The organism is Psychroflexus torquis ATCC 700755 (assembly GCF_000153485.2).
GTDB lineage: Bacteria > Bacteroidota > Bacteroidia > Flavobacteriales > Flavobacteriaceae > Psychroflexus > Psychroflexus torquis.
Genome location: NC_018721.1, coordinates 2,438,251 through 2,452,710, shown reverse-complemented (window position 1 = coordinate 2,452,710; position 14,460 = coordinate 2,438,251). Strand labels below are relative to the sequence as shown.

At 34.8% G+C, this 14,460-nt stretch carries 11 protein-coding genes; 5 read left to right on the top strand and 6 right to left on the bottom strand.

The window, feature by feature from the left end; all coding sequences use genetic code 11:
* Window positions 1–6: 6 nt before the first annotated feature.
* The 4 genes from P700755_RS10425 to xrtF form a co-directional block, all read right to left on the bottom strand.
* Window positions 7–3,894 (bottom strand): efflux RND transporter permease subunit, encoded by a 3,888-nt coding sequence (locus tag P700755_RS10425; protein ID WP_015024630.1) that lies wholly within the window; start codon window positions 3,892–3,894, stop codon window positions 7–9.
* 86 nt (window positions 3,895–3,980) lie between these two features.
* Window positions 3,981–4,379 carry an HYC_CC_PP family protein gene (locus tag P700755_RS10420; protein ID WP_015024629.1) on the bottom strand — a complete coding sequence of 133 codons (399 nt, stop codon included), beginning with the start codon at window positions 4,377–4,379 and terminating at the stop codon, window positions 3,981–3,983.
* Window positions 4,380–4,405: 26 nt separating this feature from the next.
* Window positions 4,406–4,846: an exosortase F system-associated membrane protein gene (locus P700755_RS10415; protein ID WP_015024628.1), complete on the bottom strand. Its 441-nt coding sequence runs from the start codon at window positions 4,844–4,846 to the stop codon at window positions 4,406–4,408.
* The gene (gene xrtF / locus P700755_RS10410) at window positions 4,839–5,390 is read right to left on the bottom strand and encodes an exosortase family protein XrtF (RefSeq protein ID WP_015024627.1); all 552 of its coding nucleotides are present in this window, start codon (window positions 5,388–5,390) and stop codon (window positions 4,839–4,841) included. Before xrtF ends, P700755_RS10415 begins: the two co-directional genes overlap by 8 nt.
* 134 nt (window positions 5,391–5,524) lie before the next feature.
* Between xrtF and P700755_RS10405 the strand changes: the two genes are divergently transcribed.
* The gene (locus P700755_RS10405) at window positions 5,525–5,986 is read left to right on the top strand and encodes a GAF domain-containing protein (RefSeq protein WP_015024626.1); all 462 of its coding nucleotides are present in this window, start codon (window positions 5,525–5,527) and stop codon (window positions 5,984–5,986) included.
* Here P700755_RS10405 and P700755_RS10400 read toward each other — a convergent pair whose 3' ends face one another.
* On the bottom strand, window positions 5,987–7,903 hold the full coding sequence (locus P700755_RS10400; protein WP_015024625.1) for a polysaccharide biosynthesis protein: 1,917 nt from the start codon (window positions 7,901–7,903) through the stop codon (window positions 5,987–5,989).
* A 189-nt stretch (window positions 7,904–8,092) separates the two neighbouring features.
* Between P700755_RS10400 and P700755_RS10395 the strand changes: the two genes are divergently transcribed.
* From P700755_RS10395 to P700755_RS10380, 4 genes are read left to right on the top strand one after another with little or no spacing between them, the layout of a single operon-like run.
* Entirely contained in the window at window positions 8,093–8,857 is a 765-nt protein-coding gene (locus P700755_RS10395; protein ID WP_015024624.1) for a polysaccharide biosynthesis/export family protein, read from the top strand.
* A gap of 5 nt (window positions 8,858–8,862) precedes the next feature.
* Window positions 8,863–11,286 carry a GumC family protein gene (locus P700755_RS10390; protein ID WP_015024623.1) on the top strand — a complete coding sequence of 808 codons (2,424 nt, stop codon included), beginning with the start codon at window positions 8,863–8,865 and terminating at the stop codon, window positions 11,284–11,286.
* Window positions 11,201–11,785: a C40 family peptidase gene (locus tag P700755_RS10385; RefSeq protein ID WP_245535931.1), complete on the top strand. Its 585-nt coding sequence runs from the start codon at window positions 11,201–11,203 to the stop codon at window positions 11,783–11,785. Before P700755_RS10390 ends, P700755_RS10385 begins: the two co-directional genes overlap by 86 nt.
* Before the next feature lie 17 nt (window positions 11,786–11,802).
* Window positions 11,803–13,863, top strand: coding sequence for a ComEC/Rec2 family competence protein (locus P700755_RS10380; RefSeq protein ID WP_015024621.1), 2,061 nt, complete (start codon window positions 11,803–11,805; stop codon window positions 13,861–13,863).
* On the opposite strand, the gene P700755_RS10375 is transcribed toward P700755_RS10380, so the two are convergent.
* A complete protein-coding gene (locus P700755_RS10375; protein WP_015024620.1) occupies window positions 13,860–14,399 on the bottom strand; it encodes a thioredoxin family protein in 540 nt (179 codons plus the stop codon). The two genes, P700755_RS10380 and P700755_RS10375, sit on opposite strands and share 4 nt — an antisense overlap.
* Window positions 14,400–14,460 lie beyond the last annotated feature (61 nt).

The following is a 14,460-nucleotide window of genomic DNA, read 5'->3' as shown; positions in this document are numbered from 1 at the left end:
ATGAGTTTAAGATTGAGTGGTGTTCATCGTTTTCTTATAAAAAAGGTAGAATAAAATAGGCAACAAAAAGTAGGTTAAACTTGCCATCAACATTCCACCAAAAGCAGGAATTGCCATAGGTACCATAATATCAGATCCTTTTCCAGTAGAAGATAACACAGGCAACAGAGCGATAATAGTCGTAATGGAAGTCATCACGGCTGGACGAATTCGCTTTTGCCCCCCTTCCATAACGGCGGTTTTCAATTCTGAAATTGTTTTCGTTGGATTATCTTTTAATGATTGTTTTAAATACGTGGCCATCAATACGGCATCGTCTGTGGCAATACCAAAGAGAGCAATGAATCCGACCCATACGGCAACGCTCGAGTTGATGATCTTCAACTGAAAAACATCCCTTAAGTTTTCTCCAAAAACACTGAAATTTAAAAACCAGCCTTGCCCATAAAACCAGATTAAAATAAAACCTCCACTGAAGGCTAGCGCTATGGAAGAAAATATCATAGCACTTATAGCCACTGATTTGAACTGGAAATAAAGGATTAAGAAAATAACAATCAGGACTAGTGGCATAATGATAGATAAGCGTTTTTCTGATCGTACTTGATTTTCAAAATTTCCTGCAAAGCGATAACTGATTCCAGAAGGGACAATTAAGTTTCCGTTTTCTATTTCAGTAGCAATAAAAGATTTAGAATCCTCAACTGCAGTGACTTCAGCAATTCCCTCAGCTTTATCAAAAAGCACATAGCCCGTTAAAAATGTATTTTCACTTTTGATGTTTTGTGGACCTCTAGCATACTCGATATCTACAATCTCCCCAATCGGGATTTGAGTCCCATTGGATGTAGAAATCAACATTGTTTTGAGAGTCTCTGGTGAATTTCTCAATTCCCGTGGATATCTTACCCTCACCCCATAGCGTTCTCTGCCATCAATCAACTCTGTAAGTGGCATCCCTCCAACAGCTACGGAAATAAAGTTTTGGACCTCATCTACACTCAGCCCATATTTTGCCAGGTTTTGACGCTTTAAGACGATGTTCAAATAAGGTTTACCAACAATTCTATCGGCGAAAACGGCTTCGGTTTTGACGGTTTCAACCTGTTTTAAGATCTCTTCTAGTCGAAGTCCGAAAGCTTCAATCGTTTTCAAGTCTGGTCCAGACACCTTTATTCCCATTGGAGCCCGCATCCCCGTTTGTAACATAATTTGTCTTGTTTCTATAGGCTGGAGTTGAGGTGCAGAAGTCACTCCGGGGATTTTAGTCACTTTCGAAATTTCATCCCAAATATCGTCTTTAGATTTAATGTGCTTTCTCCAGTTTCTGAAATAACGCCCCTCTTCATCTTGAATTAAGTACCGTTGAAAATGATTATCGACCTCGTAGAATAATTGATCGTTGACCTTGTCTGGCAAAATTTCGCCATCTGGATCTGAGAATCTATAAGTTTCAGTATCAAAATACAGTGAAGTTAATTCTGGAAACTTCAATATATATAGTGTTTCAGAAATTTGATAGTGTCCATTTTCATTCACACGATATGCAACGCGTTTACCATTCTCATCCAAGGCAAATTCTGACTTATAGGTAATGAGATTTTCGAACATAGAAATTGGCGCAGGATCTATGGCAGACTCGACTCGGCCTAATTTACCAACAACGGTTTTCACTTCTGGAATCTGACTTACCAACACATCCATTTGTTGAAGTTTTTCTTTGTTAAAAGAAATTCCAGAGTGTGCCATGCTGGTAGGCATAAGGATAAAACTTCCTTCGTCCAAACTGGGCATAAACTCTTTTCCAATACCAGGAAAGGTTCTTTCTAAGCCTTTCCAAACTTGGGTTTTTTCAACAGAAAATCCTATGGAATTGGAAAGGTGTTGAGACCATCCAAATACACTTGAAAATCCTTGCCACATTAAAACAGCTACCAGCAAGAACAGAGCTACTAAAGCTAGAAAGCCTTTCATTCTGGTCATAAAAAAATTCAAAATCTCTAGGTAGTATTTTTGTAGAATGAGGTAAAAGCCTAAAATGATTCCTAATAAAACCCCTACAAAAAGAAAATTACTAACTACAGAGTTTGCTGGACCTAGTGGAGACCAGAGCTTAGCTAAGCCTATCAAAAACCCTAGGATAATGACAAAATAATGCAGGTATTTGAGGGGTTTCAAATCGCGATGAGCATATTTGGACACCCAAAAACTCAGGGCATAGACACTAATAAAAATCCCTAACCAAAATGAGTAAAAAATAGCCCAGACTCCCAATAAAAGAAGAAGGATGTTTAAAGACCAAGACAGTTTTGATCTGTTCAATTTTATTTTAAAAATAAAATACATCAAACTCGGTAAAATCAGTACAGTTACCAAAAAAGCCGAAGCAAGAGCAAAAGTTTTAGTGTAAGCCAAAGGGATAAAGAGTTTTCCTTCTGCAGCTTCTAGACTAAACACAGGAACAAAGCTTACAATGGTCGTCAGCACAGCAGTTAAAATGGCAGAACTCACTTCCGAAGAACCATCGAAGATATTTTTAAGTAGATCACGATTGGGATGGTCTTCAAATTTTTTGACCACGTTTTCTGTTAAGATAATAGCAAGATCGATCATGGTTCCTATGGCAATAGCAATTCCCGAAAGGGCGACTATATTGGCCTGTATATCAAAAATCTTCATCGCTATAAAAACCAGCAAAACCGATATGGGTAAGACAGATGAAATCACTAAAGACGTCCTCAGATTGAAGATTATAATAATAACTACCAATAAGGTGATGATCAACTGTAAACTGATGGCTTCCTCTAAAGTGCCAATGGTTTCTTTGATTAATTCTGAACGGTCGTAAAAGGGAATGATTTTGAGTTTGCTTTCTGTACCGTCTTTCAAGATTTTAGTTGGCAAACCAGGGGAGACTTCTTCTATTTTATCTTTGATGTTTTGAATGGCTTCCATGGGGTTGTAACCATCTCGAGCAACCACCACGCCTCCAACAACTTCTGCTCCTGCTTTGTCCAGAATCCCCCTTCGCTGGGCTGGCCCAAGGTTAACTTTCGCAATATCTTTGATGTAGACAGGAACATTATTCACCTCATCCACCATCGTATTTTCAATATCTTTTAAGCTTTCGAGATCTCCCAAGCTTCGGATAATATATTCAACCTGATTGATCTCTAAAGTTTTGGCTCCTACATCTCGATTGCTAGACTTTACAGCATTAGCAACTTGCATAAGTGAAATACCGTAAGACCGTAAAGCCTCCGGATTCACATTGATTTGGTACTCTTTCACATACCCGCCAATGGGAGCAACTTCAGAAATTCCTTTGGCACTACTCAAGCTGTATTTCACAAAATAATCTTGAATACTCCTAAGCTCTTGTAAACTCCACCCTCCTGTCGGATCATTATTTTTATCTCGTCCCTCAATAGTATACCAATACACTTGCCCCAAAGCAGTGGCGTCTGGACCTAAGGTGGGTTTCACATCTGGAGGCAATAAATCTTTTGGAACGGCACTCAGTTTTTCTACAATTCTAGATCTAGACCAATAGAATTCAGTATCCTCTTCGAAGATGATATAGATACTAGAAAATCCAAACATAGAAGAGCTTCTCACCGTCTCTACGCCTGGCAAACCAAGTAGGTATGTGGTAAGCGGATAGCCAATTTGATCTTCAATATCTTGTGGAGATCGCCCTGGCCATTTTGTAAAGACAATCTGTTGATTTGCTCCCGTGTTGGGAATCGCATCTACAGGAATAGGATTTTTCGGTAAAAAAGAAAGATTCCATTGAAAGGGAGAGACTATTAATCCTCCTAGGACGATCATGGAAAGTAGAATAAACGACAATAGCCGTTGATTCAAAAAGAACTTTATAATGGTATTCAGCATAGGGATATGATATTAAAACAGGTACAACATGTTTCACTTTTTTCTGAAGTTGATTCAGTTGAAGTAAATGCGGTAAGTTTTAATAATCAAATAAGAAAGACCTGGTTAAGCAGCTGAAGGTCTAAAGAATGTTGGGGGGGATTGTAAAATTGAAATTCATCAATTTGTTTTTCAAAAACATCTAAATCGCAAAAATAAATTAAACTGAAAACAGTAAATTCTAAAGGAATATCCAAATCAAATTCAGCTTTAGAAAATTGGAGGATATCTTGCCCCTCAATAGTTTCAACCTCGTTATCACAACAACTAGACTCCTTTTCAGAAGGCATATGTTGGTGCATTTCGCAGGTTTGTGCTTTCGATAAAATAGCTTTATCTACTAAAATATTACCACAGTAATGAGCATCGATGGTAAATGACATCGTAGAGACCAGCACAAAAAAAGCTAGAGAAATTGATCCTATTTTAGAAAAAAATGATTTCACATTTCAAAAGTAGTTATTTTTATGAATTAATCTTTTTCTTTAACAGTATACTTTTGATAGTAAAAGGCTGGTAACAAAACTAATACAAATATAGGTTGAATTAAAAAACGCCTGATGTAAAAAATAGTAAGAAAGTTTTCTCTTTCCATATCACTTACAAATAACCAAAACAAGAGCGTCAAGATCAAATAGGCCAAGGCATAAAATACCATTGAAAATAGTATAGTTTTTCTACTAGGAAAAGCAATACCAATAATTGCTATAGAGATGATAGAATTGAGCCAATACCTCCAGCTTGTTGAGCCAATTACTTGCATGACATCAAATTCTGGCGCTTGAGCATAACTAGACTCTGAACTGTAAAATTCCAATAAGGGATCTAAAAAGAGCTTATGCTCATAGAAACGAATTAGCACAATCCCTAAAAGCAAAAACCCAATCAAGCCAATTTTTAAGACTTTATTCATTAACAGGTTTTACTTTAGGTTTGTAATTTTTAATCCATACGATCCAAAGCAAGAATACCAATCCATAGATAAAGGCTGGAAATAAAGTCCCGTGCATAAATTCTTGATATTCTGGTATCTCATAAATTCCAATTGTAAGCAAGGCTATACGAATGACATTAAGCGAATAAATGATAACACTCCCAGCAAAGATGAATAGAACTGTAGACTTGAAGTCCTTTTTAAATGCTAAAATGAAGGATAAGAAAAGGATGATGACACTTACAGCATTACAGCCCTCTACAACTCTAACCAAGTAACCCCCGTTTATACCAATACGCATAGAAGGATCGTAATGACTAGGAATACTATTGGTATCATATCCAAAAAGACTAATCAAACTTTCGGTTTGTAAAGCGACCATGTGGGTGATAATTTCAGGAAAATAAGGTTGATCTGGAGCGTGATCTAGATACAATTGATAGGCTATGGTGAGCAGGATATAAGTACCAAAGAAAACGCCTAGGAACTTAATAACAGCTTTATTTTTTCTAAAAATTTCCAAATTGTTGTATTTATAGCAATCCCCTCATTAAAAATTAATTGAGAAGAAATCGTTCGCTAATATTTAACAAATTTATAGAAAAGCGTTCTTCTGTGTTGCTCTAATATTAAATACTTTTGCTTAAAATACAGATCATGACCCTTGAAAGCTTAAAACCCCGTATAAAAGATATCTTAAAGCAAGACAACCTAGTCATCGATCAGAGATTGACGCAAGTTTGCAGTATTCTCCAACAAGAGATTACAACTTACGATTGGGTTGGATTTTATTTCAAGAATGGGGATAAAAGAGAGCTTATTTTAAAAGCTTATGCTGGAGAACCTACAGACCATCTTATAATTCCTTTCGGAAAAGGAATCTGTGGACAAGTTGCAGAATCCAACCAAAACTTTGTGGTAGAGGATGTTGCTGCTCAAGATAATTATATCGCTTGTAGTATCTATGTAAAGTCTGAAGTGGTGATTCCTCTTTTTGTTGATAAACAAAATATTGGTCAAATCGATATCGATTCTCACACCAAAAATGCATTTTCGAAAGAAGATGAAGATTTTTTGACTTGGGTAAATACAGAAGTCAGTTATGTTTTAGAAATTTAATTATACAGCATTTTTTTGACGCTGTTCCTCTGTTAAGGGTATAAATTCTGGAACCAATTTTTTAAGAACTTCAATAGACTTGAATTCATCATTATTGGCAATTTGATTTACAAGATTCTCCAATAAAATTAATTTGGATTTATCAAATGCAAAACTTGACTTTGCAATCAATATTTTTTGATGGTGCGTAGCTTTAGTATTTTCTTTATCCGCAAGTAATTCTTCGTAAAGTTTTTCACCTGGTCTAAGGCCTGTGTAGACAATTTTGATGTCTTCATCTGGTATAAAACCAGAAAGTCTTATCATCTGTTTAGCTAGATCTACAATTTTAACAGGTTTGCCCATATCGAAAACATAAATTTCGCCTCCGTACCCCATACCACCTGCTTCTAATACCAGTTGGCAAGCTTCATCTATGGTCATAAAGTAACGTGTAATGTCTGGGTGTGTCACCGTAATAGGACCAAATTCTTCTATTTGTTTTTTAAAATGCGGAATTACTGATCCATTGGATCCTAGGACATTACCAAATCTTGTAGTAATAAATCTAGTTTCAGTGGTCTCTAATCTTGCTACGGATTGTACATAAATTTCCGCACTGCGTTTAGAAGCACCCATAATATTTGTGGGATTCACCGCTTTATCGGTAGAAACAAAAACAAATCTGTCAACTCTATTTTTCAAAGCTAAGTCTACTAGGTTTTTAGTACCAACGAAATTAACATCAAGTGCTTCAATAGGATTGGCTTCCATCATTGGCACATGCTTATAGGCTGCACCATGAAAAACCACATCTGGTTGGTGCTGTTCGAAAATTAATTCTAAGCGTTTTTTATTACGAACATTGGCAATCAATTTTTCATAATGAATTTCTGGAAATTTTTCATCCATAAATAAACTCATCAAGTGAAGCGGAGTTTCAGCTTGATCTAGCATTAAGATCTTTTTGGGCTTAAAACGAATGAGCTGCTTTACAATATCGCTCCCTATAGATCCCGCTGCACCCGTAACCAAGATGGTTTTATCTTTATAAATAGCGTTAAGTTTCTCCTTCTGAAGTTTAATCGGTGTCCTCTGAAGTAAATCTTCCAAATTTACTTTTTTGATTTCAGCCGAGATATTTTCACCATCCCAATCTTGAAGTTCTGGAAGTTTAAAAATCTTGAAGTTAAGTTCAAGTAATTTATCTAGAAATTCTGGCTGATTTGTGGATAATTCCCTTAATTTTTGACTAGAAATAATAATACAAGTTGCGCCTCTTATGTTCTTATGCTGTAGTTGGTCAATTGTGACTATTGGTAAAGTTAAAATTCTGGTTCGTTTGAGTTCACCAGATTCGTTGATGAAACCTACTACATTAAATTTCTTTTGAGTGTCTGCAATAATGCTTTCAGCAACAGCAACATCGGTAATACTTGTACCTAGTATCAAAACACGAGAAGATGTTGAATCTGAATGAATAAGTTGGTAAAGGCGTTTAACTAATACCCTAAAAAAAAACAAAGTTGAAAAGGCAATAAAACCATATACGATTGCACCAGCTTCTATGATGATTTTTTTTCCTAAAGTTTGGAAACATATTTGATTGATAACCATAATACATATAACAGCCAAAATAGTAGTTTGCAATTGCTTTATTGCATCCCTGAATCCAGTATATCTTATAATACCAGCATAAGATTTTAATAATAAGAAGATGATGATCTGTATACCGAATATTGCCCAAAAATTAAGGCTTAGGTTGTAATATTGCGGTTCAGGTTTTGAAATAGTAGAAATAAGGAAGAAAGTAGATTGGGCAGCAAAAAATACTATTATTGTATCGATAGAGAAGATGATACTTCTCGGCACGTAATTCTTCAATAGACCTTTAAGTATAACTAAGGCTCTTTGCTTTAATAGTTTTAAAATATTCATAAATTGATGAATGTTATTTTAGAAAGATTAGTTAAACTTTTCATAAGCAAATTTAATCATTAAAATCATTACAGAACAAATTGTAGTACAAAAGTTAATAACATAATATTTTCTATTTTAATCCATACTTGAGTTTTAAGTTAAAAAAAAAAGACTTTAATTTGTAAAAATTTTGACTAACATTTAATAATGAAAAAATTAATCATCCTTTTTATCCCTTTTTTAATCATAGGCTGTACTACGACTAAAGAAATTGTTTATTATCAAGATATTGATAATCAAGACTTAGAACCAGTTCCTGATGTCTATTCACATAATAAAATTCAGATTAATGATATTTTAAATATTGAAGTTGCCGCATTAAATCCTGAAAGTGTAGCGCCCTATAAATTTAACACTGGAGGAAATAATCAACAGCAAATCCAAAATATTGAAATGTTAAAATTGATAGGGTATATGGTAAATAGCGATGGTAAAATAAACTTCCCCCAACTGGGTAGAATTGAAGCAGGAGGAAAAAATACTCAAGAATTAGAATTATATCTAGAAGAATTGTTAAAAGAGTTTATTACAAATCCAACTGTTCGTGTAAGAATAATTAACTTTAAATTTACGTTTGAAGGAGAAGTAAATAATCCAGGAACTTACGAAACAACTGAAGAAAACATTACTTTACAACAGGCATTTGGTATGGCTGGCGGTCTTGGTATAAGAGGAAAACGTGAAAATATTTTAATTATAAGGCAGCTTGAAGGAGAACGAGTTGTAAAACGTATAGATATGACCAAAACTGATTGGATGAATACTGAGTATGCCTATGTAAAACCAAACGACATTATTTACGTGGAACCTAACAAGCCACAAATCGCTTCTGCTGGTTTCATAACTAATATTGGTACTGTACTTTCTGTGGTTTCAATTCTTACTACTCTAACCCTCTTAATTACTCGTTGATAACTATGTCTGAAAATATAAATTCAAATCAATCAACTTCAGTCCAAGAAGAACTAAAAAGTGAAGGGGACATCAAGCAAATCATATTCCAGTATTTAAAATATTGGCCTTGGTTTGTGGTGTCGGTATTTATTTGTTTGAGCGTTTCTTTTTTGTACTTAAGATACACAACTAGCATTTATAAAACGGCTATCCAAATTAAAATTTTAAAAGATGAAGGTGGCTTAGATTTAACAGGATTACAGGGTAGTGCACCACTTTTTGACTGGAGTAGAATAAACCTTCAGAACGAAATAGAAGTTATTAAGTCCAGAAGAATGGCCCAGAAAGTCATTAATAATTTGGACTTAGAAATTTCATACTTTAGGTCTGGAAACCTAAAAATATCAGAAATTTGGAAAAATGAAGTCCCTTTTTTGGTGAAATGGTCAAATGAAAAAGACTTCAAAGATATGTCTGGAAGTTATGAAGTGACGTTCACAAGTCTAACAAAATTTGAGCTCAATAATCCGGAAACTAATTTCAGAGAAAGCTTTAACCCAGGAGATACTATTGATGTCGAAGATAAAAGGTTCGTTATTGATTTTAATCCCAATTTTGATGGAGATCTCAAATCAATTATAAATTCTTCTTTTAGTTTCTCTAAAAGAAGTAAGGAAAGTGTAGCAGCTAGTTTGGCAGGAAGTCTCAATATTAATATACTAGGAGAAGGCAGTGAGATTCTGGATATTTCGATATCAGGTCAAAATCCACAAAAGAATGAAGATGTGCTTAATACTTTGGTTAGTGAATTTAACGAAGATGGTGTTTCAGACAAACGTTTGGTAGCTAAAAGGACTGAAGAGTTTGTTATTGAAAGACTTGTTTTTTTAGTAAATGAACTGGACACCGTAGAAAGTGGTTTGGTAGATTTTAAGAAAGTAAACGACTTAATAACCCTAGAAACTAGCGCAGGAGAAATTATTAATAAAAGCAGTCAGGCCGAGCTTAAACGTTACGAAATTCTAACCCAAATTGAGTTAACCGAAAGTTTTAAGGAAGTCATTCTTAATCAGGATGAATTTGAGTTGTTACCTGCGAATATTGGCATAGACAACTCAAACCTCAATACCTTTACAGAATCCTACAACCAAAAAATTATTGAACGGCAAAAACTTATGATGTCTTCAACAGAAAATAATCCTTTAATTATTGAAGCTAATCGCATAATGAAGCGTTTGCGAGACAACATCCTTAATACTATAGATGGGTATATCAAAAACTTGAATATTACTTTAGATAATATTCAAAATAGGGAGCAGATTTTTAATAGGAATTTTGGACAACTTCCGGAACAAGAAAAGCAGGTTAGGGTTATTCGACGCCAACAAGTTATTAAAGAAAAACTGTATTTATTTCTGCTTCAGAAAAGAGAAGAAGCTGCTTTGTCTAATGCTATTACTGCACCAGTGATTAAGGTTGTAGATTTTGCCTATACACCTGGTTCACCAATAAGCCCTAAATCAAGAGTGATTTTGCTAGCGGGCGGGGTTATTGGTTTTTTAATTCCTTTTGGTATTCTGTTTTTAGCATTCTTGCTGGATACCAAGTTAAAATCTAAAGATCAGATAAAATTTTATTTACCCAATATTCCTATTGTGGCAGAAATCCCACTGCGAAAAAAGGAAGAAAATACTATTATCGAATCTAACGAAAGAAGCGCTGTTGCGGAATCTTTCAGAATTTTAAGGACTAATTTAAACTACCTTAACCCTAAGAAAAGTGATCATAAAAACCTTCCCGAAGGTCAAGTGATTATGGTAACATCAACAACTAAAGCCGAGGGTAAAACTTTCGTTTCTTTAAATTTAGCTAATACTTTGGTCTTTACTAGTAAAAAAGTTTTGTTGATAGGATGTGACTTAAGAAATCCGCAACTACACAATTATTTAGACCTTAATAAAAATCATATTGGTGTCACAAATTTCTTGTATGATGATTCCGTAGGATTTGAGGATTTGATTTTAAAAAATCGAATGAAAAATTCCAAATTGGATATTATACTTTCTGGCCAAATTCCTCCAAACCCAGCTGAGTTACTTATGAGCGAGCGCTTCGAAGAAATGATTAATGCCGCAAAGGCTGAGTATGATTATATAGTTATAGATACTGCTCCAACTATTTTGGTAACCGATACAGCTTTAATTTCTAAATTTGCTAATTCTACATTATACGTAACAAGAGCAGGTCTTACTGATATTAGGTTGATGCCTCATATTAATGAATACCATAAAGATAAAAAATTAATAAACATTGGTCTTATAATAAATGGTTTACCTGAATCAGGAATTAGTGCTTATAAATATGGTTATACTTATGGTTATGCCTATGGTTATGGTTACGCTTATGGCGAAACGCCTTCAAAAAAGAAGTTTTGGAAATTCTGGTAGTGCTGTTTTTATAAAAATTAAATACAATCTTTTATTGTCTTTAATTTTTATAGCAGTCTTAAGTTCTTGCGGTAGCTCAAAACGAGTTCAACAAGCTGAGCTTAAAAGGTCTAATACGATCCAAAATGTTGTCGATTATTCTAAAAGATACATAGGCACACCTTATAAATATGGAGGAACAACTTCTGCTGGAATGGATTGCTCTGGGTTAATACAGCTCTCTTTTATGCAATATGGAATAGAGTTACCAAGAACCTCTAGGGACATGTCCAAGACGGGAAAGAAATTAAAGCTAAAGCACGTAAACGTTGGAGACCTCGTCTTTTTTAAAATTTCCAAAAACAGGAGGAGAATTAACCATGTAGGATTGGTAGTCAAAAAAACACCAGAAACGATTGATTTTATTCATTCCTCTAGCTCCAGAGGAGTTATGATTTCCTCTATCAACAATCCGTTTTGGAAAAAAAATTATGTAAAAAGCATGCGAGTGGTAAATTAAGTTAAGAATTTTAAAAGATGAAGTACCCCAATCTTCCGGTTTTGCAAATATGCACGGTTTTCTTGTTGGGAAGTTGGATTGGTTTTTTTGAAATTGGACTAGATTTTTCTCTTTATATAACTCTCACCTTAGTACTATTTCTTCTCTTTTTAATGAGCTTTTTTGTGGCAAGACGATTCCCTGCAACAAAACTGCTATTCACTGCTGTTTCTCTTTTATTTTTAATATCAATAGGGTTTCTTAATACCAAAATACACCTACCTAAGCATCAAGATTCTCATTATAGCAGACTCATAACTATTGACTCTACTTTACAAAATCCTGTTATATTCCAAGGTCGTATAATCAAAGCTTTAAAATCCAATGCTTTTAAGGACAAGTTTGAGCTCCAGATACAGTCCATTAATTCTAAGCCATATGAGGGGAAAGTCTTATTACAAATTTCAAAACGTCATGATTCAAATTTACCTGCGAACTCTATGGTTTCAGGTTTTGGACAAATGCAACTTTTTAAGAATCCTCAAAATCCTCAACAATTTAATTATAAAGACTACATGGCTACTCAGCAGATGAGTCATTTTATATCTACCGAATACAATCACTTACTCATCGAAAAAGAAGCAGGATTTAGCTTTTTAGCTTTTGGTGAAAAAATAAGATCCACCATTCAAAATTCGCTCCAGAAGCATGACTTCAGCAAAGCACAATTGGGTATCATACAGGCCCTTTTGCTTGGCCAAAAACAAGATATAGATCCAGAAACCTATGACCAGTTTTCTAAAGCTGGAGTGGTTCATATTTTAGCTGTCTCGGGATTGCATGTGGGTATTATCCTCATCATTTTACAATTTATAACCAAAGGTCTTTTAAGTCTTCGCTATGGTAGAGTATTAAGAAATAGTCTGGTTCTTATTGGTATTTGGGGTTTTGCCACACTTGCCGGTTATACACCTTCGGTGTTGAGAGCAGCAGTCATGTTTTCTTTTTTAAGCATAGCCCTAAACTATAGACGGAAAACAAGCGCCATAAACACCTTGGCTTTATCGGCTTTTTTTTTGATTATGATTAATCCTTATCTCATCTTTCAGGTCGGTTTTCAATTAAGTTACATGGCTGTTATCAGCATTGTTATTCTTCAGCCAAGACTATCTAAACTTTACAGCCCTCGTTATTATCTGGACAAAAAAGTTTGGGATATCACCAGTGTGACTATTACTGCTCAACTCGGCGTACTTCCCCTCAGTTTATATTATTTCCATCAGTTTCCTGGATTATTTTTGGTGAGTAATCTTATTATACTTCCAGGTTTAGGGATACTCTTAGGCGGAGGTGTCATTATTATCGCTTTAAGCCTTCTCGACTTACTACCAGAAACTTTAGTATCACTATACGCTAGCTCACTAGATGCACTCCTTTGGGTGGTCGACTGGATTGCCTCCCAAGAAAGCTTAATTATTAATGACATCTACTTTACAAAAACGATCTTAATATCCAGCTTAGTGTTGTTTTTTAGCTTAATTCTATGGGATTCAAAGCAAAAATTTAGAAGCTATTTTATTCTGAATTTATCGCTAGTAGCTTTACTTCTCTATATTTATATCGAAAACCGAGATCAAATTCAGCAGGAAGAAATCGTTATTTTTCAAACCTATAGAGAGTCTCAACTAGGGGTTTTAAAAGGATCGCATTTGACTTTATTTTCTGATCAGCCTCAAAACATAGAGTCCCCCGAATTGACTTATCATCTCAAGAATTACAAAACTTTGAAAGGAATCAAACGCATTGATTTTTCAAAATTAAAATCTAGTTATGAAATAAATCCTTCTGAAATTTTATTCGTTTTAGATAGCATTCCAGTATATCCCAAAGAAAACTTTGATCCCACCTATATCCTTTTGAAAGATTCGCCAAATCTCAATTTCGATAGATTATTGCAAGATTTAAAGCCTAAACAAGTGATTGCAGATGGAAGTAATTATAAGACTGATATTGAGCGTTGGAGAAATTCTGCGCAACTATTGGGTATTCCCTTTCATTCCACTTGGGAAGATGGAGCTTATGTATTTCCTAAAGATTAATCTTTAAATGTACTTTCAAATTTTGATTGGTAATTTTCCCAAGCTTCCTGAGTGGTTAACTCTTTGTATGCGCCAGTTGCTATCATTTTCAGATAAAGCTCTAATTGCTCGGGGGTTTTATAGCCGACAACTGGTGAGATTACATTGGCCTGCTCATCGAAAAAGACAACCGTTGGATAAGCAGACACCTTTAGCGCATTAGCGAAAAAATGCTGTGCGTTACGCTTTCCTTTACGGTTGGGTTTAAAGTTAGGATTGGTATATTCAAAATCTTTATAAAAGACTTTCTCGGTGCCTTCAGCATTAAATTTTACAGGATAGTAATGCATATTGATATACTTTGCTACCTCTGGATGAGCAAACGTATTTTTATCCATGGCTTTACAAGGCCCACACCAGTCTGTATAAAAATCTGCAAAAATCTTCTTAGGTTCATCTTTTTGAGCTTGTAAAGCCTCATTCATACTCATCCACTCCACTTGAGCGGAGAGCGAGGTAATAAAAAAGAGCATTATAGCTGTAGACCAGTACTTCATAACTTTTTATTTAATTTCATCATCTGCTATTTCAAAGCCTTCCGCCTCTAGGCCTTCCACT

Coding starts and splice junctions, on each gene's coding strand:
- P700755_RS10425 (WP_015024630.1), bottom strand. CDS start 3,894: ATGCTGAATACCATTATAAAGTTCTTTTTGAATCAACGGCTATTGTCG.
- P700755_RS10415 (WP_015024628.1), bottom strand. CDS start 4,846: ATGAATAAAGTCTTAAAAATTGGCTTGATTGGGTTTTTGCTTTTAGGG.
- P700755_RS10405 (WP_015024626.1), top strand. CDS start 5,525: ATGACCCTTGAAAGCTTAAAACCCCGTATAAAAGATATCTTAAAGCAA.
- P700755_RS10400 (WP_015024625.1), bottom strand. CDS start 7,903: ATGAATATTTTAAAACTATTAAAGCAAAGAGCCTTAGTTATACTTAAA.
- P700755_RS10395 (WP_015024624.1), top strand. CDS start 8,093: ATGAAAAAATTAATCATCCTTTTTATCCCTTTTTTAATCATAGGCTGT.
- P700755_RS10390 (WP_015024623.1), top strand. CDS start 8,863: ATGTCTGAAAATATAAATTCAAATCAATCAACTTCAGTCCAAGAAGAA.
- P700755_RS10385 (WP_245535931.1), top strand. CDS start 11,201: ATGGTTATACTTATGGTTATGCCTATGGTTATGGTTACGCTTATGGCG.
- P700755_RS10380 (WP_015024621.1), top strand. CDS start 11,803: ATGAAGTACCCCAATCTTCCGGTTTTGCAAATATGCACGGTTTTCTTG.
- P700755_RS10375 (WP_015024620.1), bottom strand. CDS start 14,399: ATGAAGTACTGGTCTACAGCTATAATGCTCTTTTTTATTACCTCGCTC.